Genomic DNA, 21,673 nt, shown 5'->3' on the forward strand with positions numbered 1-21,673 from the left:
ATTTATGTGATTATAAACGAGGTGGTATTAGATGACAGTTATTATTGCTCATCGCGGGAGTGCTGGGACTCATCCAGAAAATACATTGCCTGCCTTCATGGAGGCGGTACGGACAGGTGCAGATGGAATCGAGCTGGATGTCCACCTGACAGCTGATCAGCAGTTAGTTGTCATCCATGATGAGAGCGTTGATCGTACAACAGACGGCAAAGGTTTAATTCGAGAATTAACATTGGAAGAAATAAAAGAGCTAGATGCTGGCAGTTGGTTTGACGAGAAATATCAAGCAACCAAAATATCGACATTGCAAGAAGTTTTAAATTTATTGCTGCAGATGCGTTTCCGCGGCTTTTTATGTATTGAGATCAAAACCAATAAATTTCATTATCCCGGAATTGAGGAAAAAATCTCAGAAGTTATGACGAGTAAGGAATGGCCTTTCACATATTGGTATACAAGTTTCAATATTGATTCTTTGAGAATCATGCATGAATATGAACCAGACAGACAGTATGATTTAATCCAGAAAAACGATTTGGAAAAATATAAGGCTGTTTTAGATATTGATTTTATTGAAGGACTGCACCCGAGTTTTGATTGGGTAAAACAAAATCCTGAAATCGTTAAGAGTTTTAAAAAGTCAATTCGACCATGGACACCCAATCTTTATGAAACTATGATGACTTGCTATGAAAATAATTTGGCTGGTATAATTACCGATTTTCCGGAAAAAGCGATACGCACGAGAAGCAGGTTCAAGCAATGAAGGTAATTGCAATCGTGGGACCGACTGCTGTTGGCAAGACCAGTTTGAGTATTGACTTGGCAAAAAAATTCAATGGAGAGATCATCAGCGGTGATTCCATGCAAGTGTATCGCGGGTTGGATATTGGAACTGCCAAAGTCACGACGGAAGAGATGGCTGGAATTGTGCATCATTTGATCGATGTGCGGAATATTGATGAAAGTTATTCTGCTGCTGATTTTCAAAAAGCAGCTAGACAGGCGATTCAGGAGATCAGCAGTCGTGGCAAGCTGCCGATTATTGTCGGTGGTACAGGTTTGTACATCCAATCTTTATTATGGGATTATAAGCTAGGCAGTGAAGGTGATCCCGAGGATGACTCATTACGAAGGAAATATGAAGCTTTCGCTGAAACCAATGGCAATCAAGCTTTGTGGGAAAAACTACAGGCAGTTGATCCATTGGCCGCAGAGAAAATCCATTATAGTAATCGAAAAAAAATGATTCGAGCGTTAGAAGTTTTTGAATTGACCGGTCATTCAATCCTTGAACCCAAGGAACAGCCTAGAGAACTCTACGATAGTTTTTTGATCGGCTTAAATACGGATCGTGCTGTTTTATATCAACGAATCAATCAGCGTGTTGATCTAATGGTTGAACAAGGGCTTTTAACTGAAGCAGAGAAACTTGCGGAAACGCCTGAGGTTCAGGCAGCCCAAGGAATCGGCTATAAAGAGTTGTTTCCTTATTTTTCTGGCAATTCCTCTTTGGAAGCAGCGCTTGAAGAAGTCAAATTGCATTCACGGCGTTATGCGAAGCGTCAATTGACTTGGTTTCGCAATCGAATGTCCGTTCATTGGTATGATCTAGTTCAACACCCTAGTACAATTAATGAGATTGAAGAAACTATCGAAAAGTGGCTAGCAGATGTGAAACCAACGCTTCAAACAGATGAAGAAGAGGCAAGCAAATAGGGACTGTTGTGTTATAACTATTAAATCAATAAAGATTCATTATGAATAAAAGACTATATTAATAAAAATTAGGAGGAAACGGATTGTCAGAAAGAGTCATTTTAGTCGGCGTCGAGACAGACGAGAGTAAATATAATTATTTAGAATCGATGCATGAGTTGGCGGGACTGACCAAGACGGCTCATGGCGAGATTGTTTTTTCATTAACACAAAAGCGTCCTAAAGTTGATCGTCAAACGATCATCGGTAAAGGGAAAATAGAGGAACTTAGACAGCTTGTTGATGCACATGAAGCCGATCTTGTTATCTTCAATCATGCATTGTCACCGAGACAAAGCCAGACGGTCGAAACACAGGTGGGGGTTCCGGTGATTGACCGAATTCAATTAATTTTAGATATCTTCGCTCAACGTGCTCGTTCAAAAGAAGGAAAACTGCAAGTTGAACTTGCGCAATTAGATTATTTGTTGCCTCGTTTAGTAGGGCAAGGACAGAGCTTGTCGCGTCTTGGTGGAGGAATTGGAACTCGCGGACCTGGGGAAACAAAGCTTGAAACAGATCGCCGTCACATTCGCCGCCGCATCTCTGCCATCAAAAAGGAACTAAAAGAAGTGGAAGCCCATCGTGAGCGGAGTCGTCAAAAACGTCAACAATCAAGTATTTTCCAGATGGGGCTGATTGGCTACACAAATGCAGGTAAATCAACAATTCTGAATCTATTAACGAATGCTGATACGTTTTCTGAGGATCAATTGTTTGCCACCTTAGACCCTTTGACGAAACGTTGGCATTTGCCGCAAGGTATGGAAACGACAATAACGGATACGGTTGGATTTATCCAAGATTTACCGACGCAATTAGTTGATGCATTTCAATCCACCTTGGAAGAAAGCAAAGGGATGGATCTGTTGCTGCATATCGTAGATGCTAGTGCCGAAGATCGCCAGCAACAGGAAAAGACTGTTATCGATTTATTGAAAGAGCTTGAGATGGACGATATTCCAATGCTTACAATCTATAATAAGGCAGATCGGATTGATGAATTTTCTTTCACACCAACACTGTTCCCAAGTGTTTTGATTTCTGCGAAAACAACTAAGGGCAAAGAATTACTGGCTGATGCCATCAAGCAAGAAATCATGAATTTACTGGAACCTTATTTATTGACCCTAAATTCAGATGAAGGGCAAGCATTAAGCGAGATGAAACGCGAGACACTTGTCTTAAGCGAGACTTTTGATGAAGAAAAGGAACAGTATATCGTGCGAGGGTTTGCCAAGAAAAAATCTCTTTGGATTAGGAGAATGGAAGATGAATTGGACGACTGAGCTAGCACCAGAGCTGGTTGGGAAAATTGATAAAGTTGATCAAAAAATTGCTGAACGGCTGCAAGAAATTCGAGAAATTGCTTTATCGAATCAAGCAAAAGTATTAGCGGCTTTTCGCGAGAACCATGTTTCGGAAAGCCATTTTTTGCCGTCTACAGGTTATGGTAATGACGATCAAGGAAGAGATGTTTTAGAAGCTGTATACGCGCAAACTTTCGGTGCGGAAGCCGCCTTAGTTCGCCCGCAAATCGTTTCAGGAACGCACGCGATCGCTACATCTTTATTTGGGGTATTGCGACCGGGGGACGAATTGCTTTATATCACAGGTACGCCGTATGATACTTTACTAGAAGTGATTGGCGTACAAGGTAATGGAATTGGTTCCTTCAAAGAGTATAATATTGGCTATGACGAAGTAGGACTTTTAGAAGATGGAAACGTTGACTTCGATAGAGTTAAAGAAAAGATCAATGCTAAAACCAAGGTAGTTGCCATTCAACGCTCAAGGGGCTATGCTTCCAGACCATCGTTTACGATCGAAAAAATCAAAGAGATGTGCGATTTTGTAAAAACTATTGCACCAAATATGGTGATTTTTGTCGATAATTGCTATGGGGAATTTGCAGAGCTGTTGGAGCCGACACAGGTTGGTGCTGATTTGATGGCTGGTTCATTGATCAAGAATCCGGGTGGCGGTATCGCGAAAACGGGGGGTTACATTGTTGGAAGAAAAGAACTGATCGAACGATGTGCTTATCGATTAACTACACCTGGAGTCGGTGCGGAAGGCGGGGCTATGTTGGGCAGCGTTTTTGATATGCTGCAGGGTTTTTTCTTAGCTCCTCATGTAGTGAGTCAGGCGATTCAGGGTGCAATTTTTTCTGCAGCGTTATTGGCAGAATACAATTTAGAATCTACACCGAAGTGGAATCAGCCGCGAACTGATTTGATTCAGCTAATTGATTTTCGCGATCGAGAGAAAATGATCCAGTTTTGTCAGGCAATCCAAAAATATTCACCGATTGATGCTTATGTTGCGCCAATTCCCTCGTATATGGCTGGTTATGAGGATGATATTATTATGGCTGCAGGAACCTTTGTACAAGGAGCAAGCATCGAGTTGAGTGCTGATGGACCGCTGAGAGAACCATACTCATTGTATCTTCAAGGTGGTTTGACCTTTGAGCATGTCAAAGTTGCAGTGACTAATGCTGTGAATGAAGTGTACTATCAATAAAAACAATAAAAAATTCGAGGTCTAAACGGCTTCGAATTTTTTTACGCTTTTTTAATCTCTATTTCATCCTCATGGAGGAGTAAATCGTGATCATGACTTAAACGTACCAGATAGGTATGGTTCTCCTCGTTATGCTTTATAATGACGCCAACTAAACCTGCCATTGGATGCTTATTTTTTATCTGAACGAATTCACCAAGTTCAATTTTAGACAATTTTACACCTTCTTATACTTTTCCCACAGTATAACAAATTTTTTTAAAACATAAAACGTTGTTATAGCACGGTTTTTTCAGAAAAAACGAACATTCATAAAATCTATGTAAGGAAATCTGACATTAACTCTTGACGAGTGGTCTATGGGGTGGTATCCTTTTTCCAACATCAAAAAAACAAGGAGGAGATGTTATGCGGGAAAAAGAATTGCGTCGTTCGCTTGCTGTTTTTCCAATTGGTACAGTTATGAAGTTGACAGATTTGACTGCACGACAAATTCGGTACTATGAGGAACAAGAATTGATCCATCCAGAACGAAGTGAAGGTAACCGTAGGATGTACTCTCTAAATGACATTGATGTGCTGCTAGAAATCAAAGATTATCTATCTGATGGACTGAATATGGCAGGAATCAAACGTGTCTATCAAATGCGTCAAGAAGAAGTCAAAGCTGCCAAAGAGAAGCCGCCTTTGACTGACAAGGATGTGCGTCGGATTTTCTATGATGAGATGTTAACGCAAGGTGGTTTCCAACAACAAAATCCATATCAATCGCAAGGCCCTAAGCTGTAGTGGTTGTGGAATATAAAAAAATGAAGTGCGAGGAAGGGATTAGATATTATGCCGAAAAGAGATCTAAGTAAAGAGGATATTAAACGAATTGTCGAAGAAGAGAACGTCCGCTTTTTACGTCTGATGTTTACAGACATTATGGGAACAATCAAAAATGTTGAAGTACCAGTTAGCCAAATGGCAAAAGTCTTAGACAATAAAATGATGTTCGACGGTTCATCTATTGAAGGATTTGTCCGGATCGAAGAAAGTGATATGTACCTGTATCCAGATTTGACAACTTGGATGATTTTTCCATGGGAAAGTGATCATGGCAAAGTTGGGCGTTTGATCTGTGATATTTATGGACCAGATGGCACACCATTCGCAGGAGATCCTCGCGGGAATTTGAAGCGCGTGTTAAAGGGAATGGATGAATTTGGTTTCACATCATTCAACTTAGGACCTGAACCGGAATTTTTCCTATTCAAAATGGATGAAAATGGCGATCCAACATTGGACTTGAATGACAAAGGCGGATACTTTGATTTCGCTCCAACCGATTTAGGCGAAAATTGTCGTCGTGATATCGTATTGGAACTTGAAAGCTTAGGCTTTGAAGTAGAAGCTTCACACCATGAGGTTGCTCCAGGTCAACATGAAATCGACTTTAAATATGCAGACGCGATCGAAGCCTGCGATAATATCCAAACCTTCAAACTGGTTGTTAAAACAATTGCTCGCAAACATGGTCTTCACGCAACATTTATGCCAAAACCGTTATACGGCATCAACGGTTCTGGTATGCACTGCAACATGTCTTTATTTAATGACGAAGGCAATGTCTTCTACGATGAAGATGGTCCGATGAAATTAAGTAAGACTGCTTATCAATTTTTAGCAGGTCTTTTAAAACACGCGCGTGCATACACGGCAGTATGTAACCCGATTGTTAACTCTTATAAACGTCTAGTTCCCGGTTTTGAAGCTCCAGTTTATGTAGCATGGAGCGGACGCAACCGTTCACCATTGATTCGTATCCCAGAATCTCGTGGTTTGTCTACGCGTCTGGAATTACGTTCAGTCGATCCAGCGGCTAACCCATATTTGACGATGGCTGTTTTATTAGAAGCTGGTTTAGATGGAATTCGTAACGAATTGACACCGCCAGCAGCGGTTGATCGCAATATCTACGTGATGACTGAAGAAGAACGTAAAGAAGCAGAAATCTATGACTTGCCATCTACGATTCATAATGCAATCAAAGCATTGCGTGAAGATCAAACCATGGTGGATGCACTAGGCAACCATATTTATACGAACTTCAATGAAGCAAAACGTATGGAATGGGCAGCGTTCCGTCAAACAGTATCAGAGTGGGAACGCGATCAATACTTAGAACTTTACTAAACCTAACTCGCAAAACTCTTGAGGATTTCCTCAAGAGTTTTTTTGAGCATAAAGCCTAGCGTTTTTACTTCAGTAAACTAACTACTAAAAAATTGAAACTAATAGAATCTCTCCAAGTGTTGATTGACTCTGTCTAAGTTGATTAAAGAAAGAGAAATTCGGGTCCCAATATAGAAGCGGCAATTTTTAGCAAAACTTTTTTTGCTATAATAGATTCAACAATTTGTGAGGTGAGAGGGATGGAAGATAGGTATCAAACATTTGCGTATGACTATGATGAGTTCGGCAGTATTGAAGACTATTTGGGTGCTGAAAAATTATTTTTCCAACAGTTGTTTTCAGAGCAAGGTGCTAAGACCGTGTTGGACTGTGCTTGTGGAACAGGGCAGCATCTTTATATGTTTTCAGAAATGAATTTAGAGGTGGTAGGTTCGGATTATTCGAAGGCGATGCTGGAAGTGGCAGAGAAGAACTTGACCGAAAGAGGGATAACAGTACCGTTGCATCAATGTGATTTTAGGTATTTAGAAGAAGTACACAAAGAAAAATTTGATGCGATCGCCTGTTTAACAACCGCTTTGCCTCATTTGCATAACGAACAGGACTTAGTTACGGCGCTTAAGTCAATGAAAGCTAGACTCAATAGTGAAGGTATTCTTGTTCTCACGCAAGGAACGACTCATCATAATTTGGCGCTGCCAGCGATTGAGGTAGTAGTAAATCGCTTGGATTTTTCACGGGTATTTGTCAAGGAGCGAGATGAGGAGTTTCAAACGATCCACGTTTTAGATATGTATCATTCGACTGAACGAATGGAAAATAATCAGTATGATATCGTTTATAAAATCATTTTGGACGAGGACTATCGACGGCTATTAACGGAAGCCGGGTTTAAAAATATTGAGATTTATGGAGATTACGACAAAAATGCTTATGATAAAGAAAGCAAGCGACTAATCATTGTTGCTCAATAAAAGCAGGTTAATTCGTTTTCTTTAATTTTTGTACAAATCACAGATCACATCTAGAATAGAGGGATGAAAATGATAGTGAAGGGAAATTGCATTGACTTGAGGCCAGCAACTTTGGCAGATCGTCAGAGAGTCTATGATTGGTGTTTTCAATCAGAAACGACCAAATCTCATAGCGGCCCACCGGATTATCCTGAAATAGCTATTGCAACCTATCAGGAGTTTTGTGATGATTATTATGAAGAATATTATTTTACAGGAGCTTATCCAGAAAAAGGACGAGGCTTCCTGATTATGAACAACCAAAAAGCAGTTGGTTTTATCAGTTATTCAACCTATCATCTGAAACCTTCCTCAGCTGAATTGGATATTTGGATGAAGGACGAAACTAATTGTGGAAAGGGCTTTGGTAATGACGCGCTTTGTACCTTGAGTGATTATTTGCAGGAAGAGTTAAAAATCAATCTTTTATTGATAGCTCCAGCCAATAAAAATATACGAGCAATCAAATCTTACGAAAAAGCTGGCTTCCAAAGAACAGACAAAGCGATGAAAACTTTTTTGACAGAAGCATATCAATTACAATATGGCTGCGGAGATTATGGGGTAGATGGAACGGCGATATTGGTGAAACATTTAGATAACTAGAAAAAGACATCAGTTTTGATGTCTTTTTAGCTGTGTTTAGTTCAAAATCGCTAGACCAAATGAAAGATATGTGGCATAAATAATCCAAATTAAATAGGGAATAAAGCAAATTGCTGCTCCGATGGAAATACCGCGAAACTCACGAATACTAAAAATAATAGTAATTAATAGGAACAAACTAATAAACGAAGCAATCCAAAAATGCGAACCACCAAAGAAAATAATGCTCCAAATGAAGTTTAGAACCAGTTGGATTCCGAAAAAAATGTAAGAACGAGTTTTATTCTTCGCTGTTTTGCTATCGATTACTAAAAATAATGCTAATCCGATCAAAGCATAAAGGATGATCCAGATAGTTCCTACGATGTTGCCTGGAGGAGCCAGAAATGGTTTGTTTAGCTGAGCATAAACCGCTGGAATATTGCCAGCAAAAAAGCCAGATATCGACCCAATTAATTCTACACCGATAATACAGGCAAGCAGCTTTAAAAATTTATTTAACAAGATAGAGCCTCCTTTGTTTTTTATAGTGGGCTAGATTACACTTTATAACGCCATCTACTCATTCAGTATAACGAGCATTATCCATAAAATAAAAAAAGATGCTTACAAAAAAAGCCATATGTAAGCGGAAATCATGTTATAATAATTTGGAAGATTTTCTAAAGCCAAGAGATTGGCAACTTGCAAAATTTGTAAGTTTTGTCTTCTTTTAGTAGAATATAATTGTTGATAATTCCAAGGAGAGGTGTGAGAAAATGGGATACACAGATGAAACAGTCCGTTTTGATTTTGATGATAATCGTAAGAAAGAAGTCAGCGAGACATTAACGATCGTTTACAATGCTTTAGCCGAAAAAGGCTATAATCCGATCAACCAAATCGTCGGCTATTTATTATCAGGAGATCCTGCGTATATTCCTCGTTATCAAGATGCACGAAACTTGATTCGTCGTCACGAACGCGATGAAGTTATGGAAGTTTTGGTAAAATACTATCTGAAAGATCATGGTATTGATATTCGATGAGAATAATGGGACTAGATGTCGGCTCTAAAACTGTCGGGATCGCGGTAAGTGATCCATTTGGTTGGACGGCTCAAGGAGTCGAGATCATCCGAATCGACGAAGAAAAAGGGAAGTTCGGTTTTGAACGTTTAGGTGAGCTTGCCAAAGAATACCACGTCACCAAGTTTGTTGTTGGACTTCCTAAAAATATGAATAATTCGATCGGTCCACGGGCAGAAGCTTCGATGGCCTATGCCGAAAAAATCAAAGAGCTCTTTGATTTACCGGTCGATTTTCAAGATGAGCGACTAACTACAGTGCAAGCTGAACGAATGTTGGTCGAACAGGCGGACGTTTCGCGTTCGAAAAGAAAAAAAGTTATCGATAAACTTGCGGCGGTTATGATTTTGCAGAATTATCTCGATCGTACCGGCAACAAAATTTAGAAAAGAGGAATAAGAATGGCACACGAACACACACATGATCACGAGCAGGATCATGACCACGAACATGAAGTGATCACTCTAGTAGACGATGAAGGAAATGAAACGCTATACGAGATTCTTTTGACTATCGATGGTCAAGAAGAATTCAATCGTAATTACGTGTTGCTTTACCCAGCAGGCGCACCTGAAGATGAGGATGTTGAATTGCAAGCTTACGCATACGTTGAAAACGAAGACGGCAGCGAAGGTGAATTACAACAAATCGAAACAGATGCTGAATGGGACATGATCGAAGAGGTCTTTAATACTTTCATGACCGAAGAAGAATAGCAAAAAGCAAGAGGAGTCCTATATTCTAGGACTCCTTTTTTTTATAAGTAATTCATTGTTCTGATACTAAAGAAGTAAAAGCGGTCAATAAAAATAAGTATTTTTATATCAATCAATTAAAAATCCGACTCAAACAAATCATTTGTCACCTGCTAAAAGTAAGCGTAACATAAATTGTGTAAACGTTATCACTTTGAAGGTAGGGATTCAGATGGAAATGATTTATCAAGCGAGCACAGCAGAAGGTGCAATTGATTTTATTAATATGTACGATTTAGAAGAAGCAGCAAAGGAAGTTATACCGCAAGGCGGTTACGGCTACATCAGCAGCGGTGCTGGAGATATTTTTACGTATCAGGAAAATGAAAGGGCTTTTAACCATAAATTGATTATTCCTCACGTATTGCGAGATGTTGAGCTGCCAGTTACAAAGACAGATTTTGAGGGAGAAGAATTGACTGCTCCTATCATTATGGCCCCAGTTGCTGCTCACGGCTTAGCAAATGTTGCGGCAGAACGAGCTTCGGCAAAAGGCGTTGCACGTTTTGGTACAATTTATACGGCTAGTTCGTATGCCTCATGTACATTAGAGGAGATTCGCGAGGCAGGCGGAGCAGAGGCACCTCAATGGTTTCAGTTTTATATGAGTAAAGATGATGGAATCAATCGCGATATTTTGGCTATGGCAAAACGCAATGGTGCTAAAGCAATCGTATTGACCGCTGATGCGACAGTGGGCGGCAATCGAGAAACCGATCGAAGAAATGGTTTTACTTTTCCTTTAGCGATGCCGATCGTTCAGGCATATCAATCAGGTATTGGTCAAACCATGGATGCCGTCTATGGTTCATCAAAGCAAAAACTCAGTTCAAAAGATGTGGAATTTATTGCGAGTTATTCTGATTTACCAGTCTATGTAAAAGGTGTCCAATCAGAAGAAGATGTTGAACGATCACTTGGTTCAGGTGCTTCAGGTATTTGGGTCTCTAATCATGGGGGACGTCAATTAGACGGTGGGCCAGCTGCTTTCGATTCTTTGCAATATGTAGCTGAGGCCGTTGCAGGAAGAGCACCGATTGTTTTTGATAGTGGTGTTCGTCGTGGACAGCACATTTTCAAGGCACTGGCTTCTGGTGCGGATTTGGTCGCAATCGGCCGCCCCGCTATTTATGGTTTGGCTCTGGGAGGTTCAACAGGCGTTCAACAAGTCTTTGATTTCTTTAAAAATGAATTAGAGATGGTGATGCAGTTAGCTGGAACACAAACAGTCAATGATATTAAAAAGATTGCGTTAAGAGAAAACAGGTACTTATAGAGGTTGAATTCTTACTTGGTGGAGATTCAATAGTACTTTGTTTTAAGTCTCGAATAATCGCGATAGATAATTTGTAAAAGCAGGAAAGGGTGCTGGCTGAGCGGGCATTCTTTCCTGTTTTTATTTTTATTAGAAAATGCTCTAGGCGACTAAACAGGAAGTGTGAATTCTTCGATTAAAATAGTGGTTGTTATTAAATAATTGTGTTACTACACCAGCTATTCAAATTAAAACTGTATTATTAGCTGTTTTTCATAAGCAAGTTTCTATAGGTTTGTGTTTTTTATATGCTATAAATAAATCATCATTTAGAATTTACTAAAATCAAAAGGGAGATGATATTGTTGAAAAAATGGTTGGTAGGGTTAAGCTTGGTTATAGCAGGGGTGGTTCTGACTGCATGCGGCAGCGGACAATCTAGTGAAGATGATAGTTGGAAGAAAGTCGAGGAAAAGAAAGAACTAGTAGTAGCAACTTCAGGAACACTTTTTCCTTCTTCTTATTACAATGATGAAAATAAACTGATTGGTTATGATGTGGATGTCGCAAAAGCTGTAGCCAAAAAATTAGATCTAAAAATAAAGTTCAAAGAGTACAATGTTGATGGTCAAGTAACCGCTGTCAAGCGCGGCGAAGCAGATTTTGCGGCAAATGATTTTGGTTTATCAGGAGAACGGGCAAAGAAATTTTCGTTGTCTTCACCAATCAAGTATTCCTTTGATAGTATGATTGTAAGAAAAAGCGATGACTCTGGTATTCATTCTTTAAAAGATCTAAAAGATAAAAAGGCAGCCGGTGAACCGAATACCAGCTATATGAAGATCGCTGAAAAATATGGGGCAAAAGCAGTGACATACGACAATGCTACAAATGATCAATATTTGACTGATGTAGCAAACGGTCGGACAGACGTAATTTTAAATGACTATTATTTACAAAAAATGTCGGTTGCGGCTTTACCAGATATTCCTGTCAAAATTTTAGAGGATGTTTATTTCAATGCGAATTCAACCGGTTTTCTGTTCGATAAAGAAAATCAAACCTTAAAAACTAAAATAGATAACGCCTTGGCCGACCTAAAAAAGGATGGGACGCTAAAGAAAATCGCTGAACAATATTTTGGTACAGATGTTTCCGTGAAACCAAAACAAGAAGTGAGCGAAAAGGTTTCGGCAGATTAATGTATATTCCAACAATCGACCTATCTTTAATGGTGAAGTCAATTCCATTTCTTTTGAGCGGATTAGGCTATACATTAGGGATTAGTCTCACAGCCTTTCTATTTGGCAATTTGATGGGTATCTTAATGACCGTTCTTGGATTTTTCTCGTGGAGGCCAATAAGACTTTTTGTTAAGTTCTATTTATCTTTTTTACGAGGAACACCAGCACTAGTTTTATTGTTTTTACTATATTTCGGTTTGCCCTACCAATTGAATGCAGTGGTGGCAGCGGTCATTTGTTTCAGCTTGACCAGCAGTGCATTTATTGGCGAAATATACCGCGGGTCAATCGCAGGGGTTAATGCGGGACAATGGGATGCCGCGTATGCGTTGGGGAATCGTTTCTTTCCAACAATGTGGTACATTATTCTGCCACAGGCGGCACGAATCTCGATCCCAGCATTGAGCAATGTAGCGATGGACCTTGTCAAAGGAACATCGTTGGCGGCAATGATCACGGTCCCGGATATTTTCCAAAAAGCTAAAATCATTGGCGGCCGAACTTTTGATTATCTTTCCATGTACATTTTAGTTGCATTGATTTATTGGCTGCTTTGTATCGGGATCGGACACATTCAGTCTCGTTTGGAAAGATTTTTCCAAAAAAAATATGTATAAAAAAGAGAAGAACCCACACAAAATTGTGGGTTCTTCTCTTTTTTAGGCTTTCAACGCATCTAAGACCATTTGCGCGACAGCATCATAGGCATACTTCTGTTGATCGTACAGACCTTCCTTAATATTCAGTGCATGACGATGTAAAACATTAAAGACGGTAGCCATATGCAAGTTTACGGGTAATTTTTTTAAATAGCCGACGCTGATTGCTTCGTTTAGCAGATTAATTACAATCGTATTGTTTTCATAGAGACTGTCTTCAGAGATGTTCAACATTTTAATTTGTTCAATCAAAGTCAGGCCATCGGGATGCTGGATAGCATAATCAAACACGGAACGAATATAGTTCTCGATCCTTATTTTGACTGGTATATTTGAATCGTTCAATGTTTCCAAGCGACCCATTGCTTTTATCTGTTCAAGCTCACGATTGTAGGCACTTAAGAGCAAGTCATTCTTATTTTTAAAGTACAGATAGACATTAGACTGTGCAATTCCTACGATTTTGGCTACTTTTACAGTAGACACGGCCGCGGCGCCTTCATGCAAAATAATTTGAACAGTAGCATCTAAAATTTTTGTGATTTTTGTATTATCCTTCTTCTTCATAGTCTTAGTATAAAACTAATTTTTTAGTTTATCAAGATTGACAAAGATAGAGCTATCTTTTATAATTTCCTTTAAAGATAGTTCTATCTTTTAAAAACGAAAGAAGGTTTCTTATTATGAAAATCGCAATGTTAGGTTCCCTAGGAAATGTAAATAGCTTGATGATTCCCAAATTGATTGAGGAAGGTCATGATGTCACAGTTATTACCTCTAATACAGAACGTGTCCCTCAAATAAAAGAGTTAGGTGCAACGGCTGAAGTTGGTACGATGGCTGATCCAGATTTTTTGACAAAAGTATTTACTGATAAAGATGTCGTTTATTTAATGATTTCTGGAACTGGTGCCGGACTCGACTTAAATCTGGAAATGAAGAAGCAAGGAGAGATTTTTAGAGAGGCAATCACGAATGCAGGTGTGCATAAAGTTGTTCAATTAAGCAGTGTTGGAGCAGAGGCAGGTCCAGAAGCAGGCTCATTACACGCTTATCAATATCTTGAAACAGAGCTTAAAAAAATGACTGATGTCGATATTGCATTTGTCCGTCCAGTTGGTTTTTACAATAATTTATACAGTAATCTAGCTACTATTAAAAACGAACATGCCATTTACTCAAATATTCCAGAAGATACTGTACAAAAATATGTTGCTCCCAGCGATATTGCCAATGTCGCTTTACCTCTAATCGAAGAAGTACCAAAAGGAGTAACCGTTCACTATGCGGTCAGTGATACATTTTCAATGAAAGATTTTATTGGCAAACTTACTGAAGCGGCGGATATGCCAGACCTGCATTTTGTGGAGATCACTGATGAACAAATGAAACAAGGAATGATAGCTAATCAAGTTCCTGAAACCATTATCGATGCATTCTTAAAAACAAATCAATACCAAAAGAGTGCTAAAAATATTTACGCTGCCCTTAACGAAAGTAATACGACAGTCGGGACAGTCAAACTTGCTGATTTTGTTAAGCAATACACTCAGGCAATCATCAATACTCAAGACAGTCATCGCTCATCAACGATCGTCGATTAAAAACTAAAGAAGTAAGCAACTAAGCAAAGTCAAACGACTTTGCTTTTTTTCTGATCCATCATTGATAATTAAAGTGATAAACAGGATAATAAAAATCATAATGACAAAAGACGAGGATAAGAAAATGAAAAAGAAAATTATTTTGATTGAGGACGACGAAAACCTGCGCAGAGGAATTTCGTTTTATTTGGAGCAAGAGGACTACGAGGTTTTTGTAAATGGCAGGGTCAAAGGGGCTCTTAGCTTGATTCAAGAGACATCTCCAGATTTGATTATTTTAGATGTAACACTTCCTGATGGAAATGGCTTTGAGTTGTGCCAAGAAATAAGACAAGTTTCGACTGTACCGCTTTTTTTCCTGACAGCGCACGACTTAGAGTCGGATATTTTAACTGGATTGTCAATAGGCGGAGATGATTATTTAACTAAGCCATTCTCTTTAGCAATTTTGAAGGCAAAAGTAGCGTTACTCTTTAAAAAGCAAGAGGATCGGACCAAAAAAATCGTATTGCAGCCTTTTGTTTTAAATTTGGACAGCCATCGCTTATTCAAAAATGATGTGGAAATCCCCTTGAGTACGACAGAGTTTCGTTTGATCAATTACTTGATGAAAAATGCAGGCATTGTATTAGAAAAAGAATTATTGCTTGAAGCATTGTGGGACGATCAAGGAAAATTTGTTGATGAAAATGTCCTGTCGGTAAATATTCGCAGGATTCGGCTGAAAATCGAGGCAGATCCTAAAAATCCACAGTACATTGAGACCATCCGAGGGATTGGATATCTTTGGAAAAGAGGTGAGTGATTTTTGTTAATATACAGCTTAACAGTTCTATTTTTCACAGGGGTTGTCTTACTCTTTTTCTTTCAGACTAGAAAACAACATGAAGCAGAATTATCAACTATTGAAGAAGTTTTAGACTCAGTGACCAAAGGGGATTTCCCTGAAGGCGTCTCTTCTTACCAAGAAGGCCAAAAGAGTAAATTGATTTTTAAGGTATTGAGAATTGCGGAAACAAACCAACTATATCAAGAAGCGGCTGCTCGTGAAAAGAGTCGTGTTCAAGAATTGATGGTCGACGCTGCTCATCAGATGCGAACACCGATTACCAGCATGGTGATGTTTACTGAATTGATGCAAAATGAACATCTTTCTAAAAGCGAGTTGCAGGAATTTTTGACTCGCTTAACTTTTGATTCTCAACGATTAAGTTGGCTCGTAGAAGAATTTTTGTATATGTCGAAATTTGAAACCGAGTCGATGAAATTAACTACAGTGGTTCAACCGATTCGCACGACTATTGAGCAAGCTATTCTCAAAAGTGATGAAAAAATGAATACACGAAATCGTTTCGAGGTGAAGGGTGTAGACTCTGAGTTAGCTCATGATATCAGATGGACAAGTGAAGCAATTGGGAATGTCTTAGAAAATGCACTGAAATATGCATATGAAGATTCAAAAATCGAAATCATTGTTGACCGATTGATTTCATATACGAGAATTACAATCAAAAATCATGGAAAAACGATTCCAAGAGAAGAATTGCCAAATATTTTTTCTAAGTATTATCGCGGTTCGGAATATCGGAATACCATTGAAGGTTTTGGTATCGGACTTTATTTGACGAGATTGATCTGTGAAGCGCAAGGCGGGTATGTGCTGGCAGAATCACGAGCGGAGGAAACTACTATCTGTCTATTCTTACAGAACTGACAGAATTATTGTGTTTGACTGACATTTTCCTGTAAGTCTCTCCTGCTATATTGTAAATATAACGAAGGAGGTTGTTGGTATGAAAATAGTAAAAACGAATCATCTAACAAAAACTTATGGTGAAGGAGAAAATCAAGTTCATGCGGTAGATGAGGTCAATTTAACAATCGAGGATAAAGAATTTGTAACGATTGTTGGGACTTCCGGTTCAGGAAAGAGTACATTGTTGAACCTGTTAGGCGGTTTGGATCGACCAACTTCAGGCACAATCGAAGTTTCTGGAAAACAGCTCGAAAATCTAACTGAAGAAGAATTGACGATTTTCAGACGTAGAAATGTTGGATTTGTTTTCCAACAATACAATTTAGTTCCGATTTTGAGTGTTTATGAGAACATCGTTTTACCTATTCAGTTAGATGGAAATGTGGTAGACGAAACATTCGTCGAGGAAGTAATAAATACTTTAGGGTTAAAAGGAAGAGAAAACAGATTGCCCTCCATGTTATCGGGAGGTCAACAGCAACGAGTAGCGATTGCACGGGCGCTAGCAGCAAAACCAGCTATTATTTTAGCCGACGAGCCTACGGGAAACTTAGACAGTAAAAGCAGTCAGGATGTTCTAGGACTGTTAAAACAATCAGCAAAAAAATTCAATCAGACAGTCATAATGATTACTCATAATGATCAAATCGCTCAACTTGCTGATCGGGTCATTCGAATTGAAGATGGAAAACTTTACGATGTGCGAGTTACTGGCGGTGATTGGTCATGAGAGAACAACGAAAAGCAATTCGTAATTTATGGATGAACAGTTTTAAAAACAATCGCAGACGAAACATTTTTGTTGTAATAGCACTTGCCTTAACAACTTTATTGATTTCTTCAGTTATTGGACTAGGTATGAGTTTTATCGAAGCGAACAACAAGCAGACAATTCAAAGAGTTGGGACAATTGCGGATGCGAATTTAAACGATTTAACAAATAAACAAGTCAACATTTTAAAAAAAGACTCTTCGATTGAAGTCGTCGGTGAACAACAAACAATTGGTGCAGTAGATAGTCAACGGTTAAAAAATAAAAAAGTTCAAATGGCTTTACATTGGTATAGCAAGGATGAATGGACAGGGTTAAGAAAAGAAGCAATCAATGACTTTACTGGGAAGTTTCCAGTAAAAGAAAATGAACTGATGGCTCCAATCGCAGCTCTAAAAGAACTAGGAATCTCACAACCTAAGGTAGGTCAGAAAATTTTATTGCCTTGTTTCATCGATGGAAAAAGCTATCAAAAGGAATTTGTTTTATCAGGCTATTATAAAGAATTCGTGATTGCTCGAGTAGTAGACTTCAGCTATGTATTGGTTTCGGATCAATTTGCTAAAGAATACAGCAGTCTTGAGAATAATAAAATATATTCGATCAAGTACAAAGACAATAAAAATCTTTCGCAAAAAAATAAAACATTAGCGAAAAAATTAAAACTGACTGAAACGCAGGAGATCAAACCAACGCTAAGAGAAAGTTCAGAAAGTCCGATGTCAACAATTATTGGAGTTGGATTGTTTTTGGCAATCATACTAATTTCAGGTGGATTGCTGATTTACAATGTTCTTTATATTTCGATCGCTAATGATATTCGTTTTTATGGATTATTAAAAGCACTTGGAACAACCAAAAGACAATTGAAGAAAATTATTTTTAATCAATCATTACTATTATCAGCTATTGGAATTCCTTTAGGACTGGTCGTTGGTTTCAGCATTTCTCAAGTTTTTATTCCATTTGTTATGAAAGCGACTAATTTTTCAGAAGCAGTGGTAGTCTCAACAAAGCCATTGATTTACGTAGGTGCTTGTTTGTTTTCTCTGCTGGTGATGCTGCTAAGTTCCATTAAGCCTGCAAATTATGCAGCGAAGGTTTCGCCGGTTTTAGCTATCAATTTCACTGAATCAAAAGTGAAAAAGCACAATGTCCGCTCGCGCAATGGGGGGAAATTATATTTGATGGCTTGGCGAAATATTTTTCGAGATAAAAAACGCGCTCTGATCGTAATTGTTTCTATGACTCTCGGAATTACTTCCTTTGTTGCAGTAAATTCGATCGTTAAAAGTATGGATTTTGAAAAATTCGTATTAAGTGAAATGGATTATGATATCATGATCAGTCCCAGCTATTCCAGTTCGGATGATACGCTTTCTGCTACTAAAAGATTAGAAAAGCAGCAAGTTAGTCAACAATTAAATCAACTAGCGGCAAATGATGCTATCTCCGATACACGTATTTATTATTCAGAACCAATTCAAGTAGCCTATGACAAACAGAAATTTTCCGATTATATCCGTTCTTATAATCAATATTTTAAATATGGTAAGATTGATCAGAAGAAGATCCAACCGGACGATTTTAGAGGAGAAGTCATCAGTATTGATTCTACGGAATTAGAAAAATTATTAACAGCAGATAAAAAGAATTCATTTGACAAAAAAGCTTTTGAAGCAGGAGAGACCGCCTATATTCAGTCCGATCATCCAGAGGACTTCAGGGATATGTCAGCTATACAGTTTTCAACTAGTGATAAACAGGCACATCAAGTAGAAATCGACGGCTTTATTCCTAACAACTATTTGGAGGTTCAAACGGGTGGTGCACCGCCAATATTCATTTCAAAGAATTATTTAGATGAAATTGCACCTAATGCCGGTATTTGGAATGCCTACTTCAATCTTGAAAAGGATAAAGCTGAAACCGTTTCAGCTCAGTTTCAAAGTTTCATCGACGAACAGTCGGTTTATAAAATCGTAACAAAAACTGAAATGAAGAATCGGGCTATTAATGAAATCAGCACAATGAGAATGATGGGTAATACCCTAGCTTTAATTCTTGCTTTGATTGGATTGCTAAACTTTGTCAATATCATTACTACTAGTATTCTTGCGAGAAAAAAAGAATTGGCTACATTAGAGAGTATTGGCATGACAAGAAAACAGACGAATACTGTATTGATGATCGAAGGTGGGTATTACGCCTTGATTGTTATAGGATTAGTGCTGACTTTTGGATTAGGTGTTACGTACGTACTATTTTCTATCGTTCAAAAATCAGCAACTTACGCAAGCTTTAGTTTGCCGATGATGGAAATCGGGATATCCTTACTCTTAATGGTTGGGATCTGTTTACTTACACCGTATCTGGTGATGAAGTCTTCAGGGAAAGATGCTTTGGCGGAACGAATCAAGGGCTAGATAAGATTAAAAAAAGGCAATCTTTATCTTAATTAAATTCATTTTCCTTGATTTCCCAATAATTTTCGGTAAAATATAAAATTAACTCAAAAGAGTTGATAAACTGAAAATAAAACAGATTGGATGTGTGAGCTATGGGACATTTACCTCCTTCAAAATTTGCGTTGAACGATAGTGTACAATTCAGAGTCGCAGACAGCATTTTAACTGGTGTTATTGAGCTTACAGATTTTGCCCATTCTTCTAACAAAGCGTATCATTCGTACAGTATTTTTGTTGAAGAACGTGATTGTTCTTATACCCATGTCCCAGAGCAAGATGTTTTGAAAAAATTTTAATATAGAAATAAGGAAAAGTCTGATGAGCAAGTTTTTAGTGCCTGTTCATCGGGCTTTTTAAATTATTAAAATACACTGTCTACTGACTTGCTAGTATTATAAGAAATAATCTGTGATAATAAATAAAAAAGTGTAAGAGGGGTTGGCTATGAAAGACGGACTATACTGGGCAGAAAAATTACATAATAAAGAGATAAGTTTTCGAGAATTATTGGAATCATTTGAAGAAAAAGCGCGCAAGCAAAATCCCATGCTGAATGCTTTTGTTACAATGATGGATCACGAAGCTGTTGAAGAGTATCAGAAGCAAGAAAATATACAGGATCGTCCTTTTGCAGGATTACCAGTTCCGCTAAAAATGTTAGGACAAGAAAAAAAGGGCTGGTTAAGTACTTCCGGATCTAAATTACTAGTCGAGCATCGTGCAAACCGCAATAGTAATTTTACCAATCAAATGATAACGGCTGGATTGATCCCTTTCGGACAGACCAACACCCCAGAATTTGGCTTTAAAAATATTACGGATGCACAAATTTATGGACCGGCAAAAAATCCATGGAATTTAGATTACTATTCAGGTGGATCGAGCGGAGGTGCAGCTAGTGCAGTGGCATCCGGAATTGTACCAATTGCTGGGGCAAGTGATGGAGGCGGTTCGATTCGAATACCAGCGTCATTCTGCGGATTGATCGGGCTGAAACCGACTCGCGGCGCAATGCCAGTAGGACCAAGCGGGTGGCGTGGCTGGCAAGGGGCCGCGATTGATTTCGCGTTAACTGTCTCAATGCGCGACACTGAAAAGCTATTTTATAGTATGCGAAGTATCAACAGCGCAGCACCTTATCAGGCACCTGCAAAAGAATGGCAGCATACGCAAGCTTCTCAACAGAAGAAATTGAAAATAGCTGTAGTTATTGATTCACCGGTCGATTCAAAAGTTTCTCCTGATGCGGCTGGCGCTGTAGAAAAAGCACATGATTTTTTACTAAAGCAAGGCCATGAAGTAGAAGTAATTACCTATCCACTTGATGGGAGAGAACTGATACGCAGCTATTATTTGATGAACGGTGCTGAAACAGCTGCGATGTTTGCCGGTATTGAGCAAGGAATTCGACGCCCTGTTGAAAAAAATGATATGGAATTAATGTCATGGGGCATCTATCAATATGGTAAAAAGATTCCAGCTAGTCAATATGTAAATACATTGAACCAGTGGGATTATGCTGCGTATAAGATGGAAGAATTATTCACAGAATATGATCTGCTTTTGTCACCAACAGCCGCAATGACAGCACCAAAATTAAGTGATGATTTATTAAGTGATGAAATTCGTGATGCACTAGAAGCTTCATCCAACCTATCGGAGATTGAATTACAGCATTTGATCGAGCGGATGTTTGAACGGAGTCTACAAATTACGCCATATACTCAATTAGCTAATTTAACTGGTCAGCCGGCTATTAGTCTGCCAACGTATGTGACACAAAAAGGCCTGCCTTTAGGAATTCAATTCATGGCAGCACGAGGGCGGGAAGATCTATTACTGCAAATTGGAAAATTATTTGAAACAGAATATGGATTTGAATTACCTGAATATTATCGATAACAGTAAATTAGAACTAATTCATTGGACTCTCAAAATTGACTATCTATTTTGAGGGTTCTTTTGTTACACTTAAATAAGAAATTGAAAACGTTTCATTGGGAGGCTAAGAC

At 38.5% G+C, this 21,673-nt stretch carries 24 protein-coding genes; 21 read left to right on the forward strand and 3 right to left on the reverse strand.

Translation table 11 applies throughout. The features are described 5' to 3' along the window. The first annotated feature begins 31 nt into the window (after positions 1-31). The 4 genes from FFR60_RS12485 (at position 32) to FFR60_RS12500 (ending at position 4,284) form a co-directional block, all read left to right on the forward strand. Entirely contained in the window at positions 32-766 is a 735-nt protein-coding gene (locus FFR60_RS12485) for a glycerophosphodiester phosphodiesterase (RefSeq protein ID WP_088932183.1), read from the forward strand. After that, entirely contained in the window at positions 763-1,719 is a 957-nt protein-coding gene (gene miaA / locus FFR60_RS12490) for a tRNA (adenosine(37)-N6)-dimethylallyltransferase MiaA (protein WP_137664399.1), read from the forward strand. Before FFR60_RS12485 ends, miaA begins: the two co-directional genes overlap by 4 nt. An 83-nt stretch (positions 1,720-1,802) precedes the next feature. Next, positions 1,803-3,047 (forward strand): GTPase HflX, encoded by a 1,245-nt coding sequence (gene hflX / locus FFR60_RS12495; protein ID WP_137664400.1) that lies wholly within the window; start codon positions 1,803-1,805, stop codon positions 3,045-3,047. Further along, complete coding sequence (locus tag FFR60_RS12500) at positions 3,031-4,284, forward strand: methionine gamma-lyase family protein (protein ID WP_137664401.1); 1,254 nt, start codon at positions 3,031-3,033, stop codon at positions 4,282-4,284. Before hflX ends, FFR60_RS12500 begins: the two co-directional genes overlap by 17 nt. Positions 4,285-4,325: 41 nt before the next feature. Here FFR60_RS12500 and FFR60_RS12505 read toward each other — a convergent pair whose 3' ends face one another. After that, the gene (locus FFR60_RS12505) at positions 4,326-4,499 is read right to left on the reverse strand and encodes a hypothetical protein (RefSeq protein WP_171004928.1); all 174 of its coding nucleotides are present in this window, start codon (positions 4,497-4,499) and stop codon (positions 4,326-4,328) included. A gap of 193 nt (positions 4,500-4,692) precedes the next feature. Here FFR60_RS12505 and FFR60_RS12510 point away from each other — a divergent pair, with 193 nt between their 5' ends. The 4 genes from FFR60_RS12510 (at position 4,693) to FFR60_RS12525 (ending at position 8,081) form a co-directional block, all read left to right on the forward strand. Continuing rightward, positions 4,693-5,073 (forward strand): MerR family transcriptional regulator, encoded by a 381-nt coding sequence (locus tag FFR60_RS12510; protein ID WP_010744471.1) that lies wholly within the window; start codon positions 4,693-4,695, stop codon positions 5,071-5,073. Positions 5,074-5,121: 48 nt separating this feature from the next. Next, positions 5,122-6,462, forward strand: coding sequence for a type I glutamate--ammonia ligase (gene glnA, locus FFR60_RS12515; protein ID WP_088932187.1), 1,341 nt, complete (start codon positions 5,122-5,124; stop codon positions 6,460-6,462). Between the two features lie 239 nt (positions 6,463-6,701). Further along, complete coding sequence (locus FFR60_RS12520) at positions 6,702-7,436, forward strand: class I SAM-dependent methyltransferase (RefSeq protein WP_137664402.1); 735 nt, start codon at positions 6,702-6,704, stop codon at positions 7,434-7,436. A gap of 69 nt (positions 7,437-7,505) precedes the next feature. Further along, positions 7,506-8,081: a GNAT family N-acetyltransferase gene (locus FFR60_RS12525; RefSeq protein WP_249354997.1), complete on the forward strand. Its 576-nt coding sequence runs from the start codon at positions 7,506-7,508 to the stop codon at positions 8,079-8,081. A gap of 36 nt (positions 8,082-8,117) precedes the next feature. Here the strand turns inward: FFR60_RS12525 and FFR60_RS12530 are convergent, their stop codons facing one another. Continuing rightward, positions 8,118-8,585, reverse strand: a complete 468-nt coding sequence (locus tag FFR60_RS12530) for a TspO/MBR family protein (protein WP_137664403.1) — start codon at positions 8,583-8,585, stop codon at positions 8,118-8,120. A 254-nt stretch (positions 8,586-8,839) separates the two neighbouring features. On the opposite strand from FFR60_RS12530, the gene FFR60_RS12535 reads away from it, so the two are divergent. The 6 genes from FFR60_RS12535 to FFR60_RS12560 all read left to right on the forward strand — a co-directional run bounded on the left by FFR60_RS12535 (position 8,840) and on the right by FFR60_RS12560 (position 13,019). After that, positions 8,840-9,109: an IreB family regulatory phosphoprotein gene (locus FFR60_RS12535; RefSeq protein ID WP_088932190.1), complete on the forward strand. Its 270-nt coding sequence runs from the start codon at positions 8,840-8,842 to the stop codon at positions 9,107-9,109. Continuing rightward, a complete protein-coding gene (gene ruvX, locus FFR60_RS12540) occupies positions 9,106-9,534 on the forward strand; it encodes a Holliday junction resolvase RuvX (RefSeq protein ID WP_137664404.1) in 429 nt (142 codons plus the stop codon). Before FFR60_RS12535 ends, ruvX begins: the two co-directional genes overlap by 4 nt. Before the next feature lie 15 nt (positions 9,535-9,549). Continuing rightward, the gene (locus FFR60_RS12545; protein WP_137664405.1) at positions 9,550-9,864 is read left to right on the forward strand and encodes a DUF1292 domain-containing protein; all 315 of its coding nucleotides are present in this window, start codon (positions 9,550-9,552) and stop codon (positions 9,862-9,864) included. A gap of 211 nt (positions 9,865-10,075) precedes the next feature. Continuing rightward, a complete protein-coding gene (locus tag FFR60_RS12550; RefSeq protein ID WP_137664406.1) occupies positions 10,076-11,179 on the forward strand; it encodes an alpha-hydroxy-acid oxidizing protein in 1,104 nt (367 codons plus the stop codon). A 344-nt stretch (positions 11,180-11,523) separates the two neighbouring features. Beyond that, positions 11,524-12,360 (forward strand): transporter substrate-binding domain-containing protein, encoded by an 837-nt coding sequence (locus FFR60_RS12555; RefSeq protein ID WP_137664407.1) that lies wholly within the window; start codon positions 11,524-11,526, stop codon positions 12,358-12,360. Further along, positions 12,360-13,019, forward strand: a complete 660-nt coding sequence (locus FFR60_RS12560) for an amino acid ABC transporter permease (protein ID WP_137664408.1) — start codon at positions 12,360-12,362, stop codon at positions 13,017-13,019. Before FFR60_RS12555 ends, FFR60_RS12560 begins: the two co-directional genes overlap by 1 nt. Positions 13,020-13,061: 42 nt before the next feature. Here FFR60_RS12560 and FFR60_RS12565 read toward each other — a convergent pair whose 3' ends face one another. After that, positions 13,062-13,628 carry a TetR/AcrR family transcriptional regulator gene (locus tag FFR60_RS12565; protein ID WP_137664409.1) on the reverse strand — a complete coding sequence of 189 codons (567 nt, stop codon included), beginning with the start codon at positions 13,626-13,628 and terminating at the stop codon, positions 13,062-13,064. Positions 13,629-13,744: 116 nt separating this feature from the next. Between FFR60_RS12565 and FFR60_RS12570 the strand changes: the two genes are divergently transcribed. From FFR60_RS12570 to FFR60_RS12600, 7 genes are all read left to right on the forward strand, one after another. Continuing rightward, on the forward strand, positions 13,745-14,665 hold the full coding sequence (locus FFR60_RS12570; RefSeq protein ID WP_137664410.1) for an SDR family oxidoreductase: 921 nt from the start codon (positions 13,745-13,747) through the stop codon (positions 14,663-14,665). A 124-nt stretch (positions 14,666-14,789) separates the two neighbouring features. Beyond that, complete coding sequence (locus FFR60_RS12575) at positions 14,790-15,470, forward strand: response regulator transcription factor (RefSeq protein WP_137664411.1); 681 nt, start codon at positions 14,790-14,792, stop codon at positions 15,468-15,470. A 3-nt stretch (positions 15,471-15,473) separates the two neighbouring features. Then, on the forward strand, positions 15,474-16,379 hold the full coding sequence (locus FFR60_RS12580; RefSeq protein ID WP_137664412.1) for a sensor histidine kinase: 906 nt from the start codon (positions 15,474-15,476) through the stop codon (positions 16,377-16,379). Positions 16,380-16,458: 79 nt separating this feature from the next. Continuing rightward, entirely contained in the window at positions 16,459-17,151 is a 693-nt protein-coding gene (locus tag FFR60_RS12585; protein WP_137664413.1) for an ABC transporter ATP-binding protein, read from the forward strand. Further along, on the forward strand, positions 17,148-19,619 hold the full coding sequence (locus FFR60_RS12590; RefSeq protein ID WP_137664414.1) for an ABC transporter permease: 2,472 nt from the start codon (positions 17,148-17,150) through the stop codon (positions 19,617-19,619). The genes FFR60_RS12585 and FFR60_RS12590 overlap by 4 nt, the downstream gene beginning before the upstream one ends. Before the next feature lie 134 nt (positions 19,620-19,753). Further along, complete coding sequence (locus FFR60_RS12595; protein WP_088932202.1) at positions 19,754-19,957, forward strand: hypothetical protein; 204 nt, start codon at positions 19,754-19,756, stop codon at positions 19,955-19,957. Positions 19,958-20,105: 148 nt separating this feature from the next. Further along, positions 20,106-21,563, forward strand: a complete 1,458-nt coding sequence (locus tag FFR60_RS12600; protein ID WP_137664415.1) for an amidase — start codon at positions 20,106-20,108, stop codon at positions 21,561-21,563. The last annotated feature ends 110 nt before the right edge of the window (positions 21,564-21,673 follow it).

The sequence above is a fragment of the Enterococcus hulanensis genome, assembly GCF_005405485.1.
GTDB lineage: Bacteria > Bacillota > Bacilli > Lactobacillales > Enterococcaceae > Enterococcus_A > Enterococcus_A hulanensis.